The sequence below is a fragment of the Tenacibaculum sp. 1_MG-2023 genome, assembly GCF_030547425.1.
GTDB lineage: Bacteria > Bacteroidota > Bacteroidia > Flavobacteriales > Flavobacteriaceae > Polaribacter.
This window is the reverse complement of sequence record NZ_JAUORH010000002.1, coordinates 55,041-72,204: the sequence shown is the minus strand read 5'-3', so window position 1 is coordinate 72,204 and position 17,164 is coordinate 55,041. Positions and strand designations below refer to the sequence as shown.

At 32.2% G+C, this 17,164-nt stretch carries 20 protein-coding genes; 7 read left to right on the top strand and 13 right to left on the bottom strand.

Going from position 1 to position 17,164, the window contains the following annotated elements:
- Positions 1 to 63 precede the first annotated feature (63 nt).
- The gene (locus Q4517_RS02020; RefSeq protein WP_303505681.1) at positions 64 to 513 is read left to right on the top strand and encodes a nucleoside deaminase; all 450 of its coding nucleotides are present in this window, start codon (positions 64 to 66) and stop codon (positions 511 to 513) included.
- A gap of 69 nt (positions 514 to 582) precedes the next feature.
- Here the strand turns inward: Q4517_RS02020 and Q4517_RS02015 are convergent, their stop codons facing one another.
- Together Q4517_RS02015 and Q4517_RS02010 are read right to left on the bottom strand one after the other, a co-directional pair.
- On the bottom strand, positions 583 to 1,065 hold the full coding sequence (locus tag Q4517_RS02015; RefSeq protein ID WP_303505679.1) for a methylated-DNA--[protein]-cysteine S-methyltransferase: 483 nt from the start codon (positions 1,063 to 1,065) through the stop codon (positions 583 to 585).
- Positions 1,058 to 1,822: a TatD family hydrolase gene (locus Q4517_RS02010; protein WP_303505677.1), complete on the bottom strand. Its 765-nt coding sequence runs from the start codon at positions 1,820 to 1,822 to the stop codon at positions 1,058 to 1,060. Before Q4517_RS02010 ends, Q4517_RS02015 begins: the two co-directional genes overlap by 8 nt.
- 36 nt (positions 1,823 to 1,858) lie before the next feature.
- Between Q4517_RS02010 and Q4517_RS02005 the strand changes: the two genes are divergently transcribed.
- Complete coding sequence (locus Q4517_RS02005) at positions 1,859 to 2,338, top strand: retropepsin-like aspartic protease (RefSeq protein WP_303505674.1); 480 nt, start codon at positions 1,859 to 1,861, stop codon at positions 2,336 to 2,338.
- A gap of 383 nt (positions 2,339 to 2,721) precedes the next feature.
- On the opposite strand, the gene Q4517_RS02000 is transcribed toward Q4517_RS02005, so the two are convergent.
- Together Q4517_RS02000 and Q4517_RS01995 are read right to left on the bottom strand one after the other, a co-directional pair.
- Complete coding sequence (locus Q4517_RS02000) at positions 2,722 to 3,909, bottom strand: pyridoxal phosphate-dependent aminotransferase (RefSeq protein ID WP_303505672.1); 1,188 nt, start codon at positions 3,907 to 3,909, stop codon at positions 2,722 to 2,724.
- Positions 3,910 to 3,933: 24 nt separating this feature from the next.
- Entirely contained in the window at positions 3,934 to 5,025 is a 1,092-nt protein-coding gene (locus tag Q4517_RS01995; RefSeq protein ID WP_303505670.1) for an acyl-CoA desaturase, read from the bottom strand.
- A 145-nt stretch (positions 5,026 to 5,170) separates the two neighbouring features.
- On the opposite strand from Q4517_RS01995, the gene rsmG reads away from it, so the two are divergent.
- Positions 5,171 to 5,800 (top strand): 16S rRNA (guanine(527)-N(7))-methyltransferase RsmG, encoded by a 630-nt coding sequence (gene rsmG / locus Q4517_RS01990; protein ID WP_303505668.1) that lies wholly within the window; start codon positions 5,171 to 5,173, stop codon positions 5,798 to 5,800.
- Here the strand turns inward: rsmG and Q4517_RS01985 are convergent.
- The 5 genes from Q4517_RS01985 to Q4517_RS01970 form a co-directional block, all read right to left on the bottom strand.
- A complete protein-coding gene (locus tag Q4517_RS01985) occupies positions 5,790 to 6,215 on the bottom strand; it encodes a hypothetical protein (RefSeq protein ID WP_368506456.1) in 426 nt (141 codons plus the stop codon). The genes rsmG and Q4517_RS01985 overlap by 11 nt on opposite strands.
- A 40-nt stretch (positions 6,216 to 6,255) precedes the next feature.
- The gene (locus tag Q4517_RS15430; RefSeq protein ID WP_368506455.1) at positions 6,256 to 6,450 is read right to left on the bottom strand and encodes a hypothetical protein; all 195 of its coding nucleotides are present in this window, start codon (positions 6,448 to 6,450) and stop codon (positions 6,256 to 6,258) included.
- Positions 6,425 to 6,892 (bottom strand): DUF6428 family protein, encoded by a 468-nt coding sequence (locus tag Q4517_RS01980; RefSeq protein WP_303505665.1) that lies wholly within the window; start codon positions 6,890 to 6,892, stop codon positions 6,425 to 6,427. The genes Q4517_RS15430 and Q4517_RS01980 overlap by 26 nt, the downstream gene beginning before the upstream one ends.
- 47 nt (positions 6,893 to 6,939) lie before the next feature.
- Positions 6,940 to 7,269, bottom strand: coding sequence for a helix-turn-helix transcriptional regulator (locus tag Q4517_RS01975; RefSeq protein WP_303505663.1), 330 nt, complete (start codon positions 7,267 to 7,269; stop codon positions 6,940 to 6,942).
- A 78-nt stretch (positions 7,270 to 7,347) separates the two neighbouring features.
- Positions 7,348 to 8,580, bottom strand: coding sequence for a DEAD/DEAH box helicase (locus Q4517_RS01970; protein ID WP_303505661.1), 1,233 nt, complete (start codon positions 8,578 to 8,580; stop codon positions 7,348 to 7,350).
- Positions 8,581 to 8,763: 183 nt separating this feature from the next.
- Here Q4517_RS01970 and Q4517_RS01965 point away from each other — a divergent pair, with 183 nt between their 5' ends.
- Positions 8,764 to 9,294 (top strand): YceI family protein, encoded by a 531-nt coding sequence (locus Q4517_RS01965; protein WP_303505659.1) that lies wholly within the window; start codon positions 8,764 to 8,766, stop codon positions 9,292 to 9,294.
- A 180-nt stretch (positions 9,295 to 9,474) separates the two neighbouring features.
- On the opposite strand, the gene Q4517_RS01960 is transcribed toward Q4517_RS01965, so the two are convergent.
- The 4 genes from Q4517_RS01960 to pruA form a co-directional block, all read right to left on the bottom strand.
- Entirely contained in the window at positions 9,475 to 10,500 is a 1,026-nt protein-coding gene (locus Q4517_RS01960) for an HNH endonuclease (protein WP_303505657.1), read from the bottom strand.
- Positions 10,501 to 10,591: 91 nt separating this feature from the next.
- Positions 10,592 to 11,503 (bottom strand): glutaminase, encoded by a 912-nt coding sequence (locus Q4517_RS01955; RefSeq protein WP_303505655.1) that lies wholly within the window; start codon positions 11,501 to 11,503, stop codon positions 10,592 to 10,594.
- A 106-nt stretch (positions 11,504 to 11,609) separates the two neighbouring features.
- Positions 11,610 to 12,128, bottom strand: a complete 519-nt coding sequence (locus tag Q4517_RS01950) for a hypothetical protein (RefSeq protein ID WP_303505653.1) — start codon at positions 12,126 to 12,128, stop codon at positions 11,610 to 11,612.
- A 124-nt stretch (positions 12,129 to 12,252) separates the two neighbouring features.
- Positions 12,253 to 13,878, bottom strand: a complete 1,626-nt coding sequence (pruA, locus tag Q4517_RS01945) for an L-glutamate gamma-semialdehyde dehydrogenase (RefSeq protein WP_303505651.1) — start codon at positions 13,876 to 13,878, stop codon at positions 12,253 to 12,255.
- Positions 13,879 to 14,018: 140 nt separating this feature from the next.
- Here pruA and Q4517_RS01940 point away from each other — a divergent pair, with 140 nt between their 5' ends.
- From Q4517_RS01940 to Q4517_RS01930, 3 genes are read left to right on the top strand one after another with little or no spacing between them, the layout of a single operon-like run.
- Positions 14,019 to 14,735 (top strand): NRDE family protein, encoded by a 717-nt coding sequence (locus Q4517_RS01940; RefSeq protein WP_303505649.1) that lies wholly within the window; start codon positions 14,019 to 14,021, stop codon positions 14,733 to 14,735.
- A gap of 35 nt (positions 14,736 to 14,770) precedes the next feature.
- Positions 14,771 to 15,442, top strand: coding sequence for a hypothetical protein (locus Q4517_RS01935; protein WP_303505647.1), 672 nt, complete (start codon positions 14,771 to 14,773; stop codon positions 15,440 to 15,442).
- Positions 15,443 to 15,449: 7 nt separating this feature from the next.
- Positions 15,450 to 17,159: a hypothetical protein gene (locus Q4517_RS01930; RefSeq protein WP_303505645.1), complete on the top strand. Its 1,710-nt coding sequence runs from the start codon at positions 15,450 to 15,452 to the stop codon at positions 17,157 to 17,159.
- Positions 17,160 to 17,164 lie beyond the last annotated feature (5 nt).

The window sequence follows — 17,164 nt, the reverse complement described above, 5'->3', positions numbered from 1 at the left end:
TTACCTAGAGTTTACACAAACAAATTTTGGCTACATTTGTTTATATACTTGCAAAAAGCCTTATTGATGAATCCATTTGACGACACCTACTTTATGAAAAAAGCTTTACAGGAAGCTGAACTAGCCTTTGATAAAGGCGAAGTTCCTGTGGGCGCGGTCATTGTTTTTAATAACCAGATTATAGCGAGAGCACATAACTTAACGGAATTGCTAAATGATGTTACCGCCCATGCAGAAATGCAGGCATTTACTGCAGCAGCTGATTTTTTAGGAGGGAAATATTTGAAAGGTTGTACGTTGTACGTTACGTTAGAACCTTGCCAAATGTGCGCTGGTGCAAGTTACTGGACACAAATAGGAAAAATAGTGTACGGAGCTAGTGAGCCTAAACTTGGTTTTTCTGTTTTAGAAACCAAATTGCATCCAAAAACAAAAGTAATATCAGGAGTTTTAGAAGAAGAATGTGGCTTTTTGTTGAAGAAGTTTTTTAGTGAAAAACGCAATTTAAATTGACGATAGTCATTCCGAACTTGTTTCGGAGTCTCATTATGAGAAGTTGAAATTAAGTTTAACTAAATAACATTAAAATAATGTTTGTTGTTTTGCTCCACTTTCGTGTTCCAATAACCATTTTTTACGCCAAACACCACCTGCATATCCTGTTAACGAGCCATCAGAACCTACAACTCTGTGGCACGGAATAACGATCCAAATAGGATTTTTACCATTGGCAGAGGCTACCGCACGAATAGCTTTTACATCTCCTAATCGTTTGGTTTGCTCTAAATAAGATCTAGTTCTTCCGAAGGGAATATTTAACAGTTCATCCCAAACGGATTGTTGAAAAACTGTTCCTTTCGGATTCAATTTTAGATCAAACGCTGTTCTTGTTCCAGCAAAATATTCATCTACTTGGGTAACGCATTCTTGCAAACAAGTTGGAACTTTTGTTGGAGTTTCAATGTCATCATCTATTACAGAAATTGATTGAATTCCATTTTCATCACCTTCTATTTTGGCAATTCCTATAGGAGTTTTATAATATGTGGTTTGTAGGTTAGACACCAAAAACGTTTTTAGAGTTCTGCGTTGTAATTTCTGAAATTTCTTCGAAAGTTAATCCATAAATATCAACTAACTTATCCACAACATTAGTTATGTAGCTACTTTCATTACGTTTTCCTCGGTATGGAGTAGGAGCTAAGTAAGGAGAATCAGTTTCTAATACAATATGTTTGATATCTATTTGATTTAGAAACTTATCAATTTTTCCATTTTTAAAGGTTGCAACACCACCAATTCCTAATTTCATATTATAAGAAATTGCTTTTTCAGCTTGTTCTAAGGTTCCTGTAAAACAGTGGAAAATTCCGTATAAATCGTCTCCTTTTTCAGTTTCTAAAACTTCAAAAATTTCATCAAAGGCATCACGACAATGAATTACAATCGGCAACTTTTTCTCTTTTGCCCATTGAATTTGAGTACGAAAAGCTTCTTGTTGTTGCGATAAAAAAGTTTTGTCCCAATACAAATCGATACCAATTTCACCAATCGCATAAAAATCACGTTTGTCTAACCACTCTTTTACATGTGCTAATTCTTCTTGATAGTTTTCTTTTACTGAAGTTGGATGCAACCCCATCATTAAAAACACATCGCTCGGATAATTTTTTTCTAAATCAAACATACGTTCTGTATACGAACTATCAATCGCAGGAATAAAGAAACGAGAAACGCCAGCTTCTTTAGCACGTTGTATCATTTCATTTCTGTCTTCGTCAAACTGACTTGAATATAAGTGAGTGTGTGTATCTGTAATCATTTATTGCTGTATCTTTACGGGACAAAAGTACGAGAAATGGCAAGTTTGAAAAAAGTATTACGAAAAAAGAAGTACATCAAGATAAAACTTAAAAAAATGGTGACGAATCATTTAGAGTTGAACGCAGAGATAAACGGTGTTAAAGGAAGATTTATTTTAGATACTGGAGCTTCTAATTCGTGTGTTGGATTGGAGTTAATAGAACGTTTCAAACTTATTTCTGAAGAAAGTGAAATTAAAGCAGCAGGAGCAGGTGCTACCGATATGGAGACACAAAAATCAGAAAACAATTCACTTAAAATAGGGAAATGGAAGACGAATGAGTGTGATTTGGTTCTGTTTGACTTAACACATGTAAATACAGCTTTAAAACAACATGATGCTGAAGAGGTAGATGGAATTATAGGAGCAGATATTTTAGAGCAAGGAAAAGCTTTTATTGATTATAATAAGAAGGCACTGCATTTAAAGAAGCTTAAAAAGAAAAAAGTAAGGAAATTAAAAGTTCCTTTCTAATGTTGTGGCTCTATGTATAAATTTTTATAATGCGAATAGATTCAATACTAGAATGAAAACTCTAAAGATATTTTTTATAATAAAACACTGTGATAGCTATGAAAAGAAATAAATTGTTTTTTAACTATTTTGTTTTAGTTTGGGTAATATTTGGCTTAATTATTTATATATGGGAACTCTCTTATATTATCTACAATAAAGAATATAGTGAACTTTTTACTTATAAAAGTTTAAAAACAACATTCTTACCTTTATCAATTATTGTTTTATATATTGTCACTTTCTTGAAAAAAAACAAAAACGAAGAATCTGATTAAAAATTCAAATAAAAAATCCGTAAGACGCGTCTTACGGATTTTTTTATACTTAATAGTTTAAGTTAATTAACTTAAAACCTCTTTAATTCTCTTGATTGCCTCACGTAATTGTAATTCAGAAGCAGCATATGATAAACGAACACAGTTTGGTGCACCAAAAGCTTCACCAGTTACTGTAGCTACATTTGCTTTTTCTAATAATAACATAGAAAAATCATTCGCATCTTTAATTTCTTTTCCTTGGATAGTTTTTCCAAAGAAATCAGAAATGTCTGGGAATACATAAAAAGCGCCTTCAGGTACGTTTAATTTAAATCCTTCAATTTCTCCTAATAATTCTAATACTAAGTCTCTACGGTTTTTAAACTCATCTACCATGTATTGTACTTTTTCAGGAGATGCTTTTACAGCAGTAATAGCAGCACGTTGTGCAATACAGTTAGTTCCTGAAGTAATTTGACCTTGCATTTTAGTACATGCTTTAGCAATCCATTCAGGAGCTCCGATATAACCAATTCTCCATCCTGTCATAGCAAAAGCTTTCGCTAACCCGTTAACGGTAATGGTACGGTCGTACATGCTTTGAATAGCTGCAAAACTAAATGGCTTAGCTCCGTAGTTAATATGCTCATATATTTCGTCTGATAATATGTATATATGAGGATGCTTTTCTAATACTTTAGCCAAAGCTCTATATTCTTCCTCGCTATAAATTGTTCCACTTGGGTTGTTTGGCGAGTTAAAGAAAATCATTTTTGTTTTTGGTGAAATAGCAGCTTCTAATTGTTCTGGAGTGATTTTGAAATCATTCTCAATAGAAGACGGAATTTCTGTAAATTTAGCTTCACACAAAATTGCAATCGCAGAATAACTTACCCAATATGGTGCTGGTAATAACACTTCATCACCAGGGTTTAATAATACCTGAGCTACATTCGCAATAGATTGTTTTGCTCCTGTAGAAACGACTACTTGGTTTGGAACATATGTTAGGTTATTATCACGTTTAAACTTCTCGCAAATAGCTTCTTTTAACTCCACATACCCGTCAACTGGAGTGTATGAGTTGTAATCTTGATTAATAGCTTCAATAGCAGCATCTTTAATAAAATCAGGAGTGTTAAAATCGGGTTCTCCTAAACTTAAACTAATGATGTCTTTACCCTCAGCTTTTAATTCTCTTGCTTTAGCAGCCATAGCCAAAGTTTGCGATACTGGTAAACTGTTAATTCTGTTTGATAATGCGTTTGACATTGTGTTGTTATGTTGTATGTTGATTTATGCTAATTGAGGTTTTCTTCCTAACTCAGCTAAATGTCTAAAATGCTCAATAATTGCTTTACGAGTAGTTTTATATTCGTTGTATGGAAGATTGAATTCTTTGGCAGTTTCTTTCACTATTTTAGCTAGTTTATCGTAGTGAATGTGCGATATGTGTGGAAAAATATGATGTTCAACTTGATGGTTTAAACCACCAGTATAAAAATTAACTAACCAGTTTTTAGGAGCAAAATTTGATGTAGTGTATAATTGGTGTATAGCCCATGTGTTTTTCATGTTACCATCTTCATCAGGCAAAGGCATTTCTGTTTTAGGAACAACATGTGCTAATTGAAATACAACACTTAAAATAATACCTGCAGTATAGTGCATTACAAAAAATCCAATTAATACCTTCCACCAAGTTACATCCATCACTGCGATAGGTAATATTACCCAAAGTGAATAATAGATTACTTTAGAAACTACTAATTTAGTCCATTCTTTAGCTGGGTTAGGAAATTCACCGTATGATAGTTTACGTTTTAAATAATTGCGCATTTGTTTAAAATCGGTAGTAATTGCCCAGTTTATAGTTAGCAACCCGTATAAGAATACAGAATAGTATTTTTGAAATTTGTGAATCCATAACCACTGTGCATGTTTAGAGAAACGAATTATTCTACCAGCATCAATATCTTCATCATGATCTTGTATATTGGTATAAGTGTGGTGTAACACGTTGTGTTGTACTTTCCAATTGTATACATTCCCCGCTAAAATATATATACTACTTCCAAAAAGTTTGTTTACCCATTTTTTACTTGAAAAAGATTCGTGGTTGGCATCGTGCATTACATTCATTCCAACTCCTGCCATTCCAACACCCATTAAAACGGTAAGAGCTAATTTTATCCATTGAGACATATCAATAGTTAAAATTAGTATAAACGGAACAATAAACATAGCTAGCATAATAATAGCTTTTGAATATAGTTTCCAGTTACCTGTACGCTTAATGTTATTTTCTTTAAAGTAAGTGTTAACTCTTTTATTTAGAGTCCTAAAAAACTTAGCGTTATCTATTCTTGAGAAGTTTACTGTCTTCATTTGTTGTTTATTTGTACCGCAAAAATAAACGTTTTTGGTTCACAGTTATTGCTAAAGGCTAACTTTTTAACTAGATTAATATCTTTTATATAAAAATTAACAATACCAATTAGTTTTTTATTTTTGCAACGGAAAAAATGACTTCATGGAACTTATAAAAAAATACTTTGGCAATTTATCGGAAACGCAGTTAGAACAATTTTCTAAGTTGCAAGAATTGTATCAAGATTGGAACTTAAAAATTAATGTTGTTTCTCGTAAAGATATTGATGAATTGTACTTACGTCATGTATTACATTCGTTAGGAATAGCAAAAGTGATGGAGTTTAAGTCTGGCGCTAAAGTAATGGATGTAGGAACAGGTGGTGGATTTCCAGGAATTCCGTTAGCAATTTTGTTTCCTCAAACACAATTTCATTTGGTAGATTCTATTGGGAAAAAGATAAAAGTGGTAAATGAAGTTACTGAAGGATTAGGTTTAAAAAATGTAAAAACTACTCACGGACGTGTTGAAGAAGTAAATGATACGTACGATTTTATTGTAAGTAGAGCAGTGGCACAAATGGAAACATTTCAACGTTGGGTAAAAAATAAAGTGCATAAAAAACAAAACCATGCACTTAAAAACGGAATTTTATATTTAAAAGGAGGTGATCTTACGGAAGAACTTGCGAACTTCCCTAAAGCCACCATTTATAATTTACCAGACTTTTTTGAAGAAGATTTCTTCGAAACTAAAAAAGTGGTACACTTACCGGTGAAATTTAAAGGCTAATTTTTACACAGGAAAACACATACTGCATTTCAGCTGCAATTTCTAAACTTCTTTCTAAATATTTTTGTTTTTCAGAAGGTGTCCCGTCATATAATTTAGGATCTTCATAAGTAACGGGAACTCTTTTTTCAGCACCAGCTATAAAAGGACAGCCTTCGTCGGCTTGTGAGCAGGTCATGATAGCACAAAACGCTGAAGTAGGATTAAACTCATTATCATACTTTTTAGAAAAACCTGTTATAGAAGGTACATTATCAGCGTATTTTATTGCATAAACAGGATTGGTTTCGTTTGACAATTGCTGAACTCTAAATCCGTTATTTACCAAAGTATCTACCACTGTTGCATTCATAGCAGTGGTTTCAGTTCCTCCTGAATAGCTATATACATTTGGAGTTTGGTAATAAAAAGCCATGGTTTGTGCCCATATTTGCGATAAATGACTTCGTCTTGAGTTATGCGTGCAAATAAAATTTAGGTTTATTACCTCTTTGTTGTCTAGTTTTTTCTGAATGAATTGAATAAAGAGGTTGTAAAACTTCTTTGAGCTCTTCCAAAACAGTTGGTAATTCAGAGAGGGTTTCTTGTATACCAGAAAATAAAGATGAGTTTAGTGTTTTCATATTAGCAACATCCTGAATTTGGTTCACAAGTAGTTTGTTTTTGCAAATCTGATAATTTTACGCTAGGTTTTTCTGTTGGAATACCACAATTATCTTTTGCTAAACAATCGGTTTGTTTCGTAGTAAGTAAGAAGTTGGTTTCGTCAAAATCTAATCCGTATTTTCCTATGGTACTTCCTTGGTATTCAACCTCGATTTTTAAATCAGGAATATTTAATTCTTTTTCTGATAATTCTATGATATGAACTAATTTCTCAGGATGCAACTTGTGATCATAGTCATTGGCATTCCATAATTGAAAGTTTACCACTTCTTCATTTCTAACTGTTCCTCCGCAGTCAATAAAGTTTTTAGTAATTTTTCCTACTTCGGTTACGTGAAAATGAGTTGGTACTAAACTACCGTCAGGTAATTGAAAAGCAATTGTTTTTAACGAAGCTAAATGTTGTTTAATTTCTGATAGTTTCATGATTTGTATATTTATTGTAATATTACGATTAATAGATTCAAATTTTTTTAGCAACAGCTTTGGTTATTTATATCTAGGTTTAAAAATGAAGAAAGTAAGGTTTTTATTTCTTGCCATGTTGAAGGGTTTATACAATAACAAACACTGGTTCCCTCAATAGTGCCTTTAATAATACCAACCTTCTTTAATTCTTTTAAATGTTGTGAAATGGTGGGTTGCGCCAAGCCAATTATAGCTACCAAATCACCACAAATACAAGAATTGATATTAAAAAGGTGTTGTAAAATAGCAATACGGGCTGGATGCCCTAATACTTTAGCAATGGTAGCTAATTGATTTTGTTCTTCAGTAAATATTTCAGACTTGGTTAACCCCATTCTTTAATTATTGTATCGCAATATTACGATTAATAAATAAAACACTAATTATTTTCAGTGTTATTTTTTATAAAAAGTTTAATACCAGCGTTTTTTCTTCTTTTTAGAAGCTTCTGATTTTCTTCCTTTCTTGTGTTTACTAACGGTGTTTGGTTGTTTTTTATGCTTAGGTTTAGCAAGTGGAAACGGATGATCTTCCACAATTTTGATAGATCGATCCATGAATTCTTGAATGGCTTTGACGTACGAAGTTTCATCAGCACTACATAACGAAAAGGCGATTCCAGATTTACCAGCTCTCCCCGTTCTACCAATTCTATGTACGTAGGTTTCAGGAATGTTTGGTAAATCAACATTAATTACCGCATCTACTTTACTAATGTCAATACCACGAGCGGCAACATCAGTTGCAATTAAAATATTGGCTTTGTTGCTTTTAAAGTCTTCAATAGCTTGGTTACGTAGGTTTTGTGATTTGTCACCGTGTACGCTGGTAGCTTTATAACCGTTTTTCTGCAATGTTTTTTCGAGTTTGTCTACTCCAAATTTGGTACGTCGAAATATAATAATACGTCCTTTTATAGTGTTACGTAATAGGTGTAAACACAAATCTACTTTGTTCTTTTTAGGCGTATAATACAGTAATTGACCAATGTTTTTTGAAGTAGTTTCAGTAGGTGAAATGTCTACCTTCTCTGGCTTGTATAACATTGATTTTGCTAAATCATTCACCTTATCAGGCATCGTAGCCGAAAACAATAAGGTTTGCTTTTTACGCGGACACAATTCTTCAATCTTTCTTACATCATCAATAAAGCCCATATCAAGCATTAAATCAGCTTCGTCTAAAACAAAAGTTGTTAACTGGCGTACATCAATACTTCCTTGTTTGTGTAAATCAATAAAACGCCCAGGGGTTGCAATTAAAATATCAACACCTTTTTCTAGAACATCTTTTTGAGGTTGTGTAGGTACACCTCCGTAAACAACGGTAGTTCTTACATTGGTGTATTTACTATATGTTTTACAGTTTTCTTGAATTTGAATAGCCAATTCACGAGTAGGACTTATAATCAATGCTTTTATTTTCTTAGCTCTTTTCTCAACATCAGTCTCTTTAGAAAGCTCATTGATAATAGGCAATGCAAAAGCAGCCGTTTTGCCTGTACCCGTTTGAGCAGCTACAATCACATCTTTTTTGTTGAGTACTAACGGAATTACTTTTTGTTGTACTAAAGTAGGTGTGTGGTGTCTTTCTTCCGTAAGCGCTTTTAAGATAGATTTATTAAGGTGTAAGTCTGTAAACTGCATTCAAATATTTTTTTGCAAAGGTAGTCTAAAACAAAGAAGGAAAAATTTATTTTGTGGTATTTCAAGAGGTTAAACAGGCATGAACCAGTAGTTAAAAGCACTTTTTACACTTTTTTGACAATTGATTTACACTTTTAACGGAAGGTTGCGATAGTTTTGATGAAAACTTTAAATACGAATAGTATGAAAACCATTAAAAATAGAATTTTGTTAGTTGGGGCATTGTTAGCCATAGTGCTTGTAAGCGGATTTGCTAAAAGTACTTCAACAGTTACACCAAAAGAAATAAAAAAAGAGGTAGCCGAAGTTGTAGAAAACAAAACGATTAATATGTTTGTAACGCACGGTCATTGTAGTACGCCGTTTGGAGGTATTGTAAATGATTTAAAAGTAGACATTCCTGTACGAATGGATGCTGGAAATCCGTTAGAAAACATGCGTATTTCGTTTGAGGTTGATCCAAACTCATTTAGAGTATGCAGAGGTGATGAAGCTGATTTAACTGCAAGAATTAAAACCAAAGGAGTGTTTATTAATGGTAAGAACGACAACATAACCTTTAGAACTACAAATGTTTTTGTGATGGGGGTAGATTGGTATCAAATTAACGGAATGATGTCTATCAAAGGGGTTGAAAGAGAAGTAAAGTTTTTTGCAATTGGAATTAGAGAATTTAATAATGCTATGGCTAGCTCATTGGTATTGCAAGGTTAGGTAAACTTATTGGTTTGGGGTATTGATTATGATAAGCTAGTAAACGGACGATCGTCAGGTGTCCCAACAAAATGGTTGTACTTAAATATGAAAATTGAGTTGAGTTAATTGAATTAAACAATCACAAAACAGTATTGAGATACTGTTTTGTGATTTTCCTGTCAACTTTTAAATACCTTTTTATTCCCATGCATTCTTTTTAAAATAGTATTCATTGATGCCGCTACCAACAAAATAGTCCCTCCCGCTTCTTGAAGTCATAAAATCTTTTAATCCTTTGTATGGCATTTCTATGCGTTCTCCTCCTCGATATTCTACTCTAAAACTTTGAGAGCTAAAAAAGTCCGTTCTACTAATAAGGATAACTCCTTCTTCAATTCTAAAACCTTCAAATAAAAAGTACCTTATTTGATCACAAACATAATTTAATGCTCTAGTAAGTTCTATAACTAAGTCAATTATAAGTGCGACATGATACTCGTAGTGTTCCAAAGCCATGATTTCAGCTTCTTGACAGTATGCTTCTTGATTGTGATAAAATTTTTCTCTTTGATAGTTTTTATAAAACTTCTCTATGGAATACCCATTAGGATTTTCATCAGGAAATTCATGGTACAAACGAACCAAATCATTTAATATATTTTTAAAATTTATTAGAGAAGATTCTAACGGTAAATATCTTTGGGGCCAAATTCTTGAAACTATATAATTTGGCACTTTTTTTAAAGTGTCAAACTCTTCTTTTGGAAAAGTTTCCCACATTCCTAGCATATAGGAGATCCAATTAGTCCAATTTTCTAAATTGGTGAGTTCTATAAATTTTTGAATATAAGTAGCATATAATTCATCATCTCTAATTTTTTGTTTGTCTAAAGTTAGGTTTTCTTTTACCCAAGTTTCATGTTTGTTTTTAAAATCATGAAGTTTTTCTACTGTATATTCATTCTCTTGGTCATCAATCAGTTTATGGTGAACACTACATAATAATATTAAATTATCATATTTATCCCTTTTTTCTAGCTCTAAGGGGTGTTGACCTCTTGGTCCATTTTCTTTTTTTGCTACTATATGAGCTTCTTGACCAATTACAGAAGGATCATCAGTAGAAGTTTCGTCAATTACTAATTGTTTTTTGCAATCAGGAAATGCACACATGTTTCCAGATCTTCCCCAAATTAGTTTGTGTGTTTTTAATGAGATGCTCATAGTTGGTGTCAATTTTTTTGGAATATGGATATATGTTCTAAAGAATATTCAACGTCAATTAAGTTAAGTTAAATCAGGTAAAGAATCAAACTTAAAAAATAGACTGTTCAGAAAGGGTGGTAAACTCTTCTAAAAAGCGCATTCCTCTGTAGGAATTTCCTTTTTTGTTCAATTTAGGGCTCCATACTGCAATCGCATACTGGTTGGGGTGTATGGCAATAATACCACCACCAACACCACTTTTACCAGCGAGTCCAACTTTAAAAGCAAACTCTCCTGATTCGTCATAAAAACCACAGGTTTGCATCAACGCATTAATTCTTTTTGATTGGCTTTTGGTCAATATTTGTTCGCACTGTTTGGTTTGTCCGTTATTGGCTAAGAAGAAAAACAATTCAGAAAGTTGTTCGCAAGTGAGTTCCAACGAACATAAATCGAAATAGAAATCAAGAACCACTTCAGGGTCGTTGTATATGTTTCCGTAAGACTTGATAAAATTACATAAGGCAACATTTCTGTAGCCTACCGATTTTTCAGAAGCCGCAATTTTTGCAGAGTAGCTGATGTCTTTATTCTTGGAAAGACTTTTAATAAAATTCAATAAATCTTCTTTCGGATTTACCAAACTGCTAATTAAAATATCAGCAATAACAATAGCACCTGCGTTGATAAACGGATTTCTAGGAATACCGTTATCCGTTTCCAGTTGTATCAATGAATTAAAACTATTTCCAGAAGGCTCAACACCTAATCTGTCCCAAATAGATTCACCAAGATGCTTATACGCCAAACAAAGAGATAATACTTTAGCAATACTCTGAATGGAGAACTTTTCTTGGAAGTTTCCTAATCCAAAATTAGTATTGGAAACAGTAGAAATATGTACGCCAAATTTATCAGTATCAATGGTGGCCAATTCAGGAATATAGGTGGCTAACTTTCCTATATTTTCAATAGGAGCGATTTTTTGATATATGTTTTCAAGTATTTCTTTATAGTTCATTGCTTGTTAAAATAAAACAAATTGACGCTAAACGAAATTAGTTGAATTCTGTTTGAAAACAAATAAAAACCTCATAGAAAGTAATGAGCTTAAGATTAAACCGATTTTATATAGCTTTAATTGATTTGACTAATTTCTTAAAGTGCTTTTGTGTTTTAAGAGATGTGTTAAAAGTATATTTCATTTCAATTAAATAGTTGTAACCATTTAAATTAATTAATCGATAATGATATAGATATCTGTTTTTATTTTCAACAACAAACCCAAATAAATATCCATAATCATCCTTGTCTGTTCTCATGTAATTGAGTATTTCGAAGTGTTGATTTAAATACGTGTGAAGTACGTTAGCTAGTTGTTCGTGATCAGGCTTTTTTTCTTTAAGAAATTTATTGTAAATCTTAAATTCAGGTTGAAAATCAATGTCTTCAACTCGACAATGAGTTTTAGGTAATTTAAATAATAGAAAATCTGAGTTTAGAGTTTTGTTATTTCTAATCTTTGAATCAAAGATAATTTTAGAGTTTGATAAATCGATTTTTGTATTCCATTCTTTATTGATGTATACTCTTTTGCTACAACTTAAAAAAAGTAAAGTAAGGATGAAAAAAGAAAGTGATTTCATTTTTAAAAGCAATTTTATTGGCGAAAGATATTTAAAAGTGGAAAAAGATTCAAAAAAATAAAAAGCAACCTCATAGAGGTTGCTTTTAACTTATAGTAAGATTCCTAGTTCGGAATTTTTTTTCTTATCCTAAGAAAGGGTAACGATAATCAGTTGGAGAAACAAAAGTTTCTTTGATTAAACGAGGAGATACCCAACGTAATAAGTTTTGAGCAGATCCTGCTTTATCGTTTGTTCCTGAAGCTCTTGCTCCACCAAATGGTTGTTGTCCTACAACAGCACCTGTTGGCTTGTCGTTTACATAGAAGTTACCAGCACAGTTTTCTAAAGCTTTAGTAGCTTCAACAACAGCGTAACGGTCTGTAGAGAATACAGCACCTGTTAAAGCGTATTCAGAAGTTTCGTCAACTAATTTTAACGTATCAGCCCAATCAGCATCTTCATATACGTAAATAGTTACTACAGGACCAAATAATTCGGTTTCCATAGTCGTATATTTAGGATTGGTAGTTAAGATAACGGTTGGCTCAATAAAGTATCCTTTTGATTTATCGTAGTTACCACCAGCAAAAACTTCTGCGTCAGCATCAGCTTTCGCTTGATCAATATATTTTGCCAACTTATCAAAAGAACCTTCGTGAATTACCGCAGTAATAAAATTGCTCATGTCTTCTGGAGAGCCCATTTTAAAAGAAGCAATATCTTCTTTTACGTAGTTTAAGGTTTCTTCAGCTAACGATTTTGGTAAGTATACTCTTGAAGCTGCGGAACATTTTTGACCTTGGAATTCAAAAGCACCACGAGAAATACCTGTTGCTACTTGTTTAGCATTTGCAGAAGGATGCGCAACGATAAAATCTTTACCACCAGTTTCACCAACAATTTTTGGATATGTTTTATAAATGTGGATATTTTCTCCAATTTTTTTCCAAAGATCTTGGAATACATTTGTAGAACCCGTAAAGTGGATTCCTGCAAAATCAGGAGACGACAACATTACCTCAGTAATCTCTGCAGGATTTCCTAATACCATGTTAATAACACCGTCAGGTAAGCCAGCTTCTTTAAAAATTTGCATAATTACATTTGCAGAGAAAATTTGGCTATTAGATGGTTTCCAAACTACAACATTCCCCATCATTGCAGCAGATGCTGGTAAGTTTGCGGCAATTGCAGTAAAGTTAAATGGAGTAACAGCATAAATAAACCCTTCTAAAGGTCTGTATTCAACACGGTTCCAAATTCCGTCGTCAGAGTTTGGTTGCTCATTGTAAATATCAGTCATATACTCTACGTTAAAACGTAAAAAGTCGATTAACTCACAAGCAGCGTCAATTTCTGCTTGATGTACTGTTTTAGACTGTGCAACCATCGTTGCTGCATTAATCTTCGCACGATAAGGTCCTGCAATTAACTCAGCAGCACGTAAAAAAATAGCCGCTCTTTGTTCCCATGGCATTTGTGCCCACTCTGTACGAGCCTCTAAAGCTGTGGCAACTGCCTTTTCAGCATGCGATTTGTCTCCAACATGATATTGTCCTACCACGTGTTTATGATCGTGAGGAGGAGTCATGTTTTTGGTGTTTCCTGTTCTAATTTCTTCACTACCAATGTACATTGGTACATCCATAGATCCGTTAAAATATTCTTTGTATTGTTTAGAAACTGCTTCGCGCTCTGGAGATCCTGGAGCGTAACTTTTTACGGTTTCGTTAATGGCAGTTGGTACGTGAAAAAATCCTTTTCCCATTTGTATGTTGTTTGTTGAATTAAATTTCTTTCTTTGTTATTGAAAAAGCCTATACCAGACTTTCTTAAATGACAAAGTTACGGTTATTTTAGGAATATTTAAAAGGACAAAAGGCTGGAATTATTTAAAAGTAAAACAACATGTGTACGGTAACTTATTTACCTTTAGGAGATAATGATTTTATATTAACCTCGAATAGAGATGAAGACCCAAAACGAAAAACTATTGCACCAAAAACGTATCTAGAAGACGGGGTAAGGTTAACCTATCCTAAAGATGAATTTGCAGGTGGTACATGGATTGGTTTAAGTGAAAAAAATAGATTGATTTGTTTACTAAATGGAGGATTTACCAAACACCAAAGAGCAGAGTCGTATCGAATGAGCAGAGGTGTTATTGTAAAACAATTATTAAAAGTTGAGAATCCTGTTGAAATAATCAATCATTTTGATTTTGAAGGGATTGAGCCTTTTACTATTGTTTTGGTTGATTGGAATAGCAACTTAAAAGCTTATGAGTTAGTTTGGGATGGAGCTAAAAAGTATTTTCAAGAGTTAAATAATAAACCTAAAATTTGGTCGTCATCTACACTGTATACTGATGAAATGAAACAGTTAAGAAAAGAGTGGTTTACCGATTGGTTATTAAATAATAGAAACTTTAATCAGTCAGATATTATCAATTTTCATCAAGATGAAACCAAAGGTAGTAAAGAGGTCTCTTTAAAAATGAAGCGTCAAAATGTAGAAACAGTGAGTGTAACGTCAGTTATAAAAAACGAAAAGAAGCTTACTATGAGTTATTACGATCTACATTCAAATATTAACAAAATAGGAGGAGAAATCATTCGTTTGTAATAAAACCTATTTAATATCTTTGCAAAAAATATTTTATGAATAAAAGATTATTATTGCTATTCTCTACAATTTCTATTTTCTTATTTACAAGTTGCTTTGAGTTTGTTGAAGAAGTAAGTTTTAATAAAGATGGTTCGGGAAGTGCTGTGCTTACCATAAACTTAAGTAAAAGTAAAACGAAGCTAGCTTCTATACTATTACTTGATAGTATAAATGGTTATAAAGTACCTTCAAAAGTAACCATAAGAAAAAAAGTACAAGAAATAGTTTCTAAGATTAAAGGGACAAAAGGAGTTCATAATGTAAAAAATACGTTAAACTTTAATGAGTTCATCGTAACAGTTTCATGTGATTTTGATAATGTGGAAGCTTTAAATGAAGTAATAGCTAATTTTAGCTCTAAAAAACATATAGAAGCTATCAAAAAAAACAGACATTTTACTTTTAATGAAAAGAGTAAAATATTTACACGTAGCCATCATTTTGATTTAGGGAAAGAGTTCAGAAAAACAAAAAATCAAGACCGTAAGGTGTTTGAAACTGCTACTTACACCAGTGTGTATAGGTTTGAAACGCCTATAAAAACGACAGAGAATAACCAAGCAAGAATATCACAAAGTAAAAAAGCTATTATGTTACATTTACAAGCACAAGACATCATAGCAAACAAACAAACAATCAAAAATAAAATACAATTAGAGAATTAAATTTAGGATGAAAAAAATTATTGCTACACTACTGTTTTTAAACACACTTACAGTTATACAAGCTCAACGATTAGAGTCTAAGATACCTAACAATGTAGACGTGTTAATTTCTGCAAATGCAGAAAATTTATTTAAGTTAATAGAAGTATCAGATATTGACAAGAATGCTATTGGAAAAGAAATTTTAAAGGATATTAATAGAAGACGTGATGAAGATAAAGTGTCTTCAGTTGCTAATGCTGGTATTAATATTAAATCGAATGCTTATTATTTCTTCAGTAAAACTGATAGTATTTCATACCATAACTTTTATGTTGAATTGAAAGATAGAGAGTTGTTCGAGTCAATGTTAAGTAAACGAAATAAGAAGAAGATAAGAAGAATGGAAGGCTATAATATCATTGAAGGACGTAGTGATATTAGAATTTGGAACGATGATTATCTTTTATTGGTAAACGGTGATGCGTCAAGAGGGTATTTCTCAACTCATAAAGAACGTTTAGATAAACTTAAAGAAGAAAGAGAGTATAACTATAATTTCAGAAAAAGAATAGGTAAGGGTTGGACAAAAAAGTATGTGTTAAACCTATTTAATAAGAATGTTATCAGCTCTATTGCTTCTAATACAAAATTTCAAAAAAGTAAAAAGAAAAATGCATCAGCAACACTTTGGGTTCGTAACTATGGTATGTTAATGACAGATTTGTTCAAGTCTTTTGGGGGGTATCTGTATCCTATGTATGCTGAAGGTGGAAATCAAAATATTTACGGGGTTGAAGAAGTAACAGCTAATTTGTTTTTTGATAAAAACGATGCAAGAATTTTATTAGACATGTCGGTTAGCTCTGATATGAAGAAATCTTTCAAAAAGATTTATAATAAAAGAATGAGTCGCAATTTAGTAAACAGCTTTGATCATGATAAAGCATTAGCTTTTTGGAGTATTTCGATAGACACTGAAGAAACGTTAAAGGAATATCCGGAACTATTACATAAGATGTACGGAGGCATTTTACCTAAATTTCAAGAAGAAATGGAAATTGTAGGTGATTTGTTCTCTTTAGTTATAGATGAAGAAGCAGTAGGGAAATTAGTTACTGGAGATGCTCTTTTAGTATTGAACGATTTTTCTAAACAAGAAGTAGAATACACTACTTACGAATATGACAAAGATTACAAGCGTAAAGAAGTAACAAAAACAAAAGAAGAAATTGTTCCTGATTTTACGTTAATGATAGGTTCAGAGGAAGAGGAATTGTTAAGTAAATTTTTTAGATTAGGAGAAAAACACAAAGCGTTAAAGATTGAAAATAATGTAGTAGAATTTAAAACTAAAAAGTCTGATATACCATTTAACCTATATTCAGTAATTAAAAATGATGTATTGTACTTAACTACATCAAGAACTAATGCGTTAAGTATTGCTAGAGGAAATAATAATTTTAATACTAAAAAACACAGCAAGTTGGTTAGAAATAATTCAACAGTATTTTTTGTTGACGCAAACGCTGTTTTAAATAAGATTCCTAATAAATGGATGAATAAGTCTGAAAAAGAAGCAATGCGTTTTTCAACAGAGAATTTAAATGAAGGTGTGTTTAGAGTGTCTAGAATGAGAGGTAATACAATTTCTTCTGAATTAAAAATATCTACACAAGGAACAGAAGAAAACACGTTAAAATTATTGTTAGAATTTATCAATACAGTAGCGAAATAAGCTAA

Coding starts and splice junctions, on each gene's coding strand:
- Q4517_RS02010 (WP_303505677.1), bottom strand. CDS start 1,822: ATGATTACAGATACACACACTCACTTATATTCAAGTCAGTTTGACGAA.
- Q4517_RS02005 (WP_303505674.1), top strand. CDS start 1,859: ATGGCAAGTTTGAAAAAAGTATTACGAAAAAAGAAGTACATCAAGATA.
- Q4517_RS02000 (WP_303505672.1), bottom strand. CDS start 3,909: ATGTCAAACGCATTATCAAACAGAATTAACAGTTTACCAGTATCGCAA.
- Q4517_RS01995 (WP_303505670.1), bottom strand. CDS start 5,025: ATGAAGACAGTAAACTTCTCAAGAATAGATAACGCTAAGTTTTTTAGG.
- rsmG (WP_303505668.1), top strand. CDS start 5,171: ATGGAACTTATAAAAAAATACTTTGGCAATTTATCGGAAACGCAGTTA.
- Q4517_RS01985 (WP_368506456.1), bottom strand. CDS start 6,215: ATGGCTTTTTATTACCAAACTCCAAATGTATATAGCTATTCAGGAGGA.
- Q4517_RS01980 (WP_303505665.1), bottom strand. CDS start 6,892: ATGAAACTATCAGAAATTAAACAACATTTAGCTTCGTTAAAAACAATT.
- Q4517_RS01975 (WP_303505663.1), bottom strand. CDS start 7,269: ATGGGGTTAACCAAGTCTGAAATATTTACTGAAGAACAAAATCAATTA.
- Q4517_RS01970 (WP_303505661.1), bottom strand. CDS start 8,580: ATGCAGTTTACAGACTTACACCTTAATAAATCTATCTTAAAAGCGCTT.
- Q4517_RS01965 (WP_303505659.1), top strand. CDS start 8,764: ATGAAAACCATTAAAAATAGAATTTTGTTAGTTGGGGCATTGTTAGCC.
- Q4517_RS01960 (WP_303505657.1), bottom strand. CDS start 10,500: ATGAGCATCTCATTAAAAACACACAAACTAATTTGGGGAAGATCTGGA.
- Q4517_RS01955 (WP_303505655.1), bottom strand. CDS start 11,503: ATGAACTATAAAGAAATACTTGAAAACATATATCAAAAAATCGCTCCT.
- Q4517_RS01950 (WP_303505653.1), bottom strand. CDS start 12,128: ATGAAATCACTTTCTTTTTTCATCCTTACTTTACTTTTTTTAAGTTGT.
- pruA (WP_303505651.1), bottom strand. CDS start 13,878: ATGGGAAAAGGATTTTTTCACGTACCAACTGCCATTAACGAAACCGTA.
- Q4517_RS01940 (WP_303505649.1), top strand. CDS start 14,019: ATGTGTACGGTAACTTATTTACCTTTAGGAGATAATGATTTTATATTA.
- Q4517_RS01935 (WP_303505647.1), top strand. CDS start 14,771: ATGAATAAAAGATTATTATTGCTATTCTCTACAATTTCTATTTTCTTA.
- Q4517_RS01930 (WP_303505645.1), top strand. CDS start 15,450: ATGAAAAAAATTATTGCTACACTACTGTTTTTAAACACACTTACAGTT.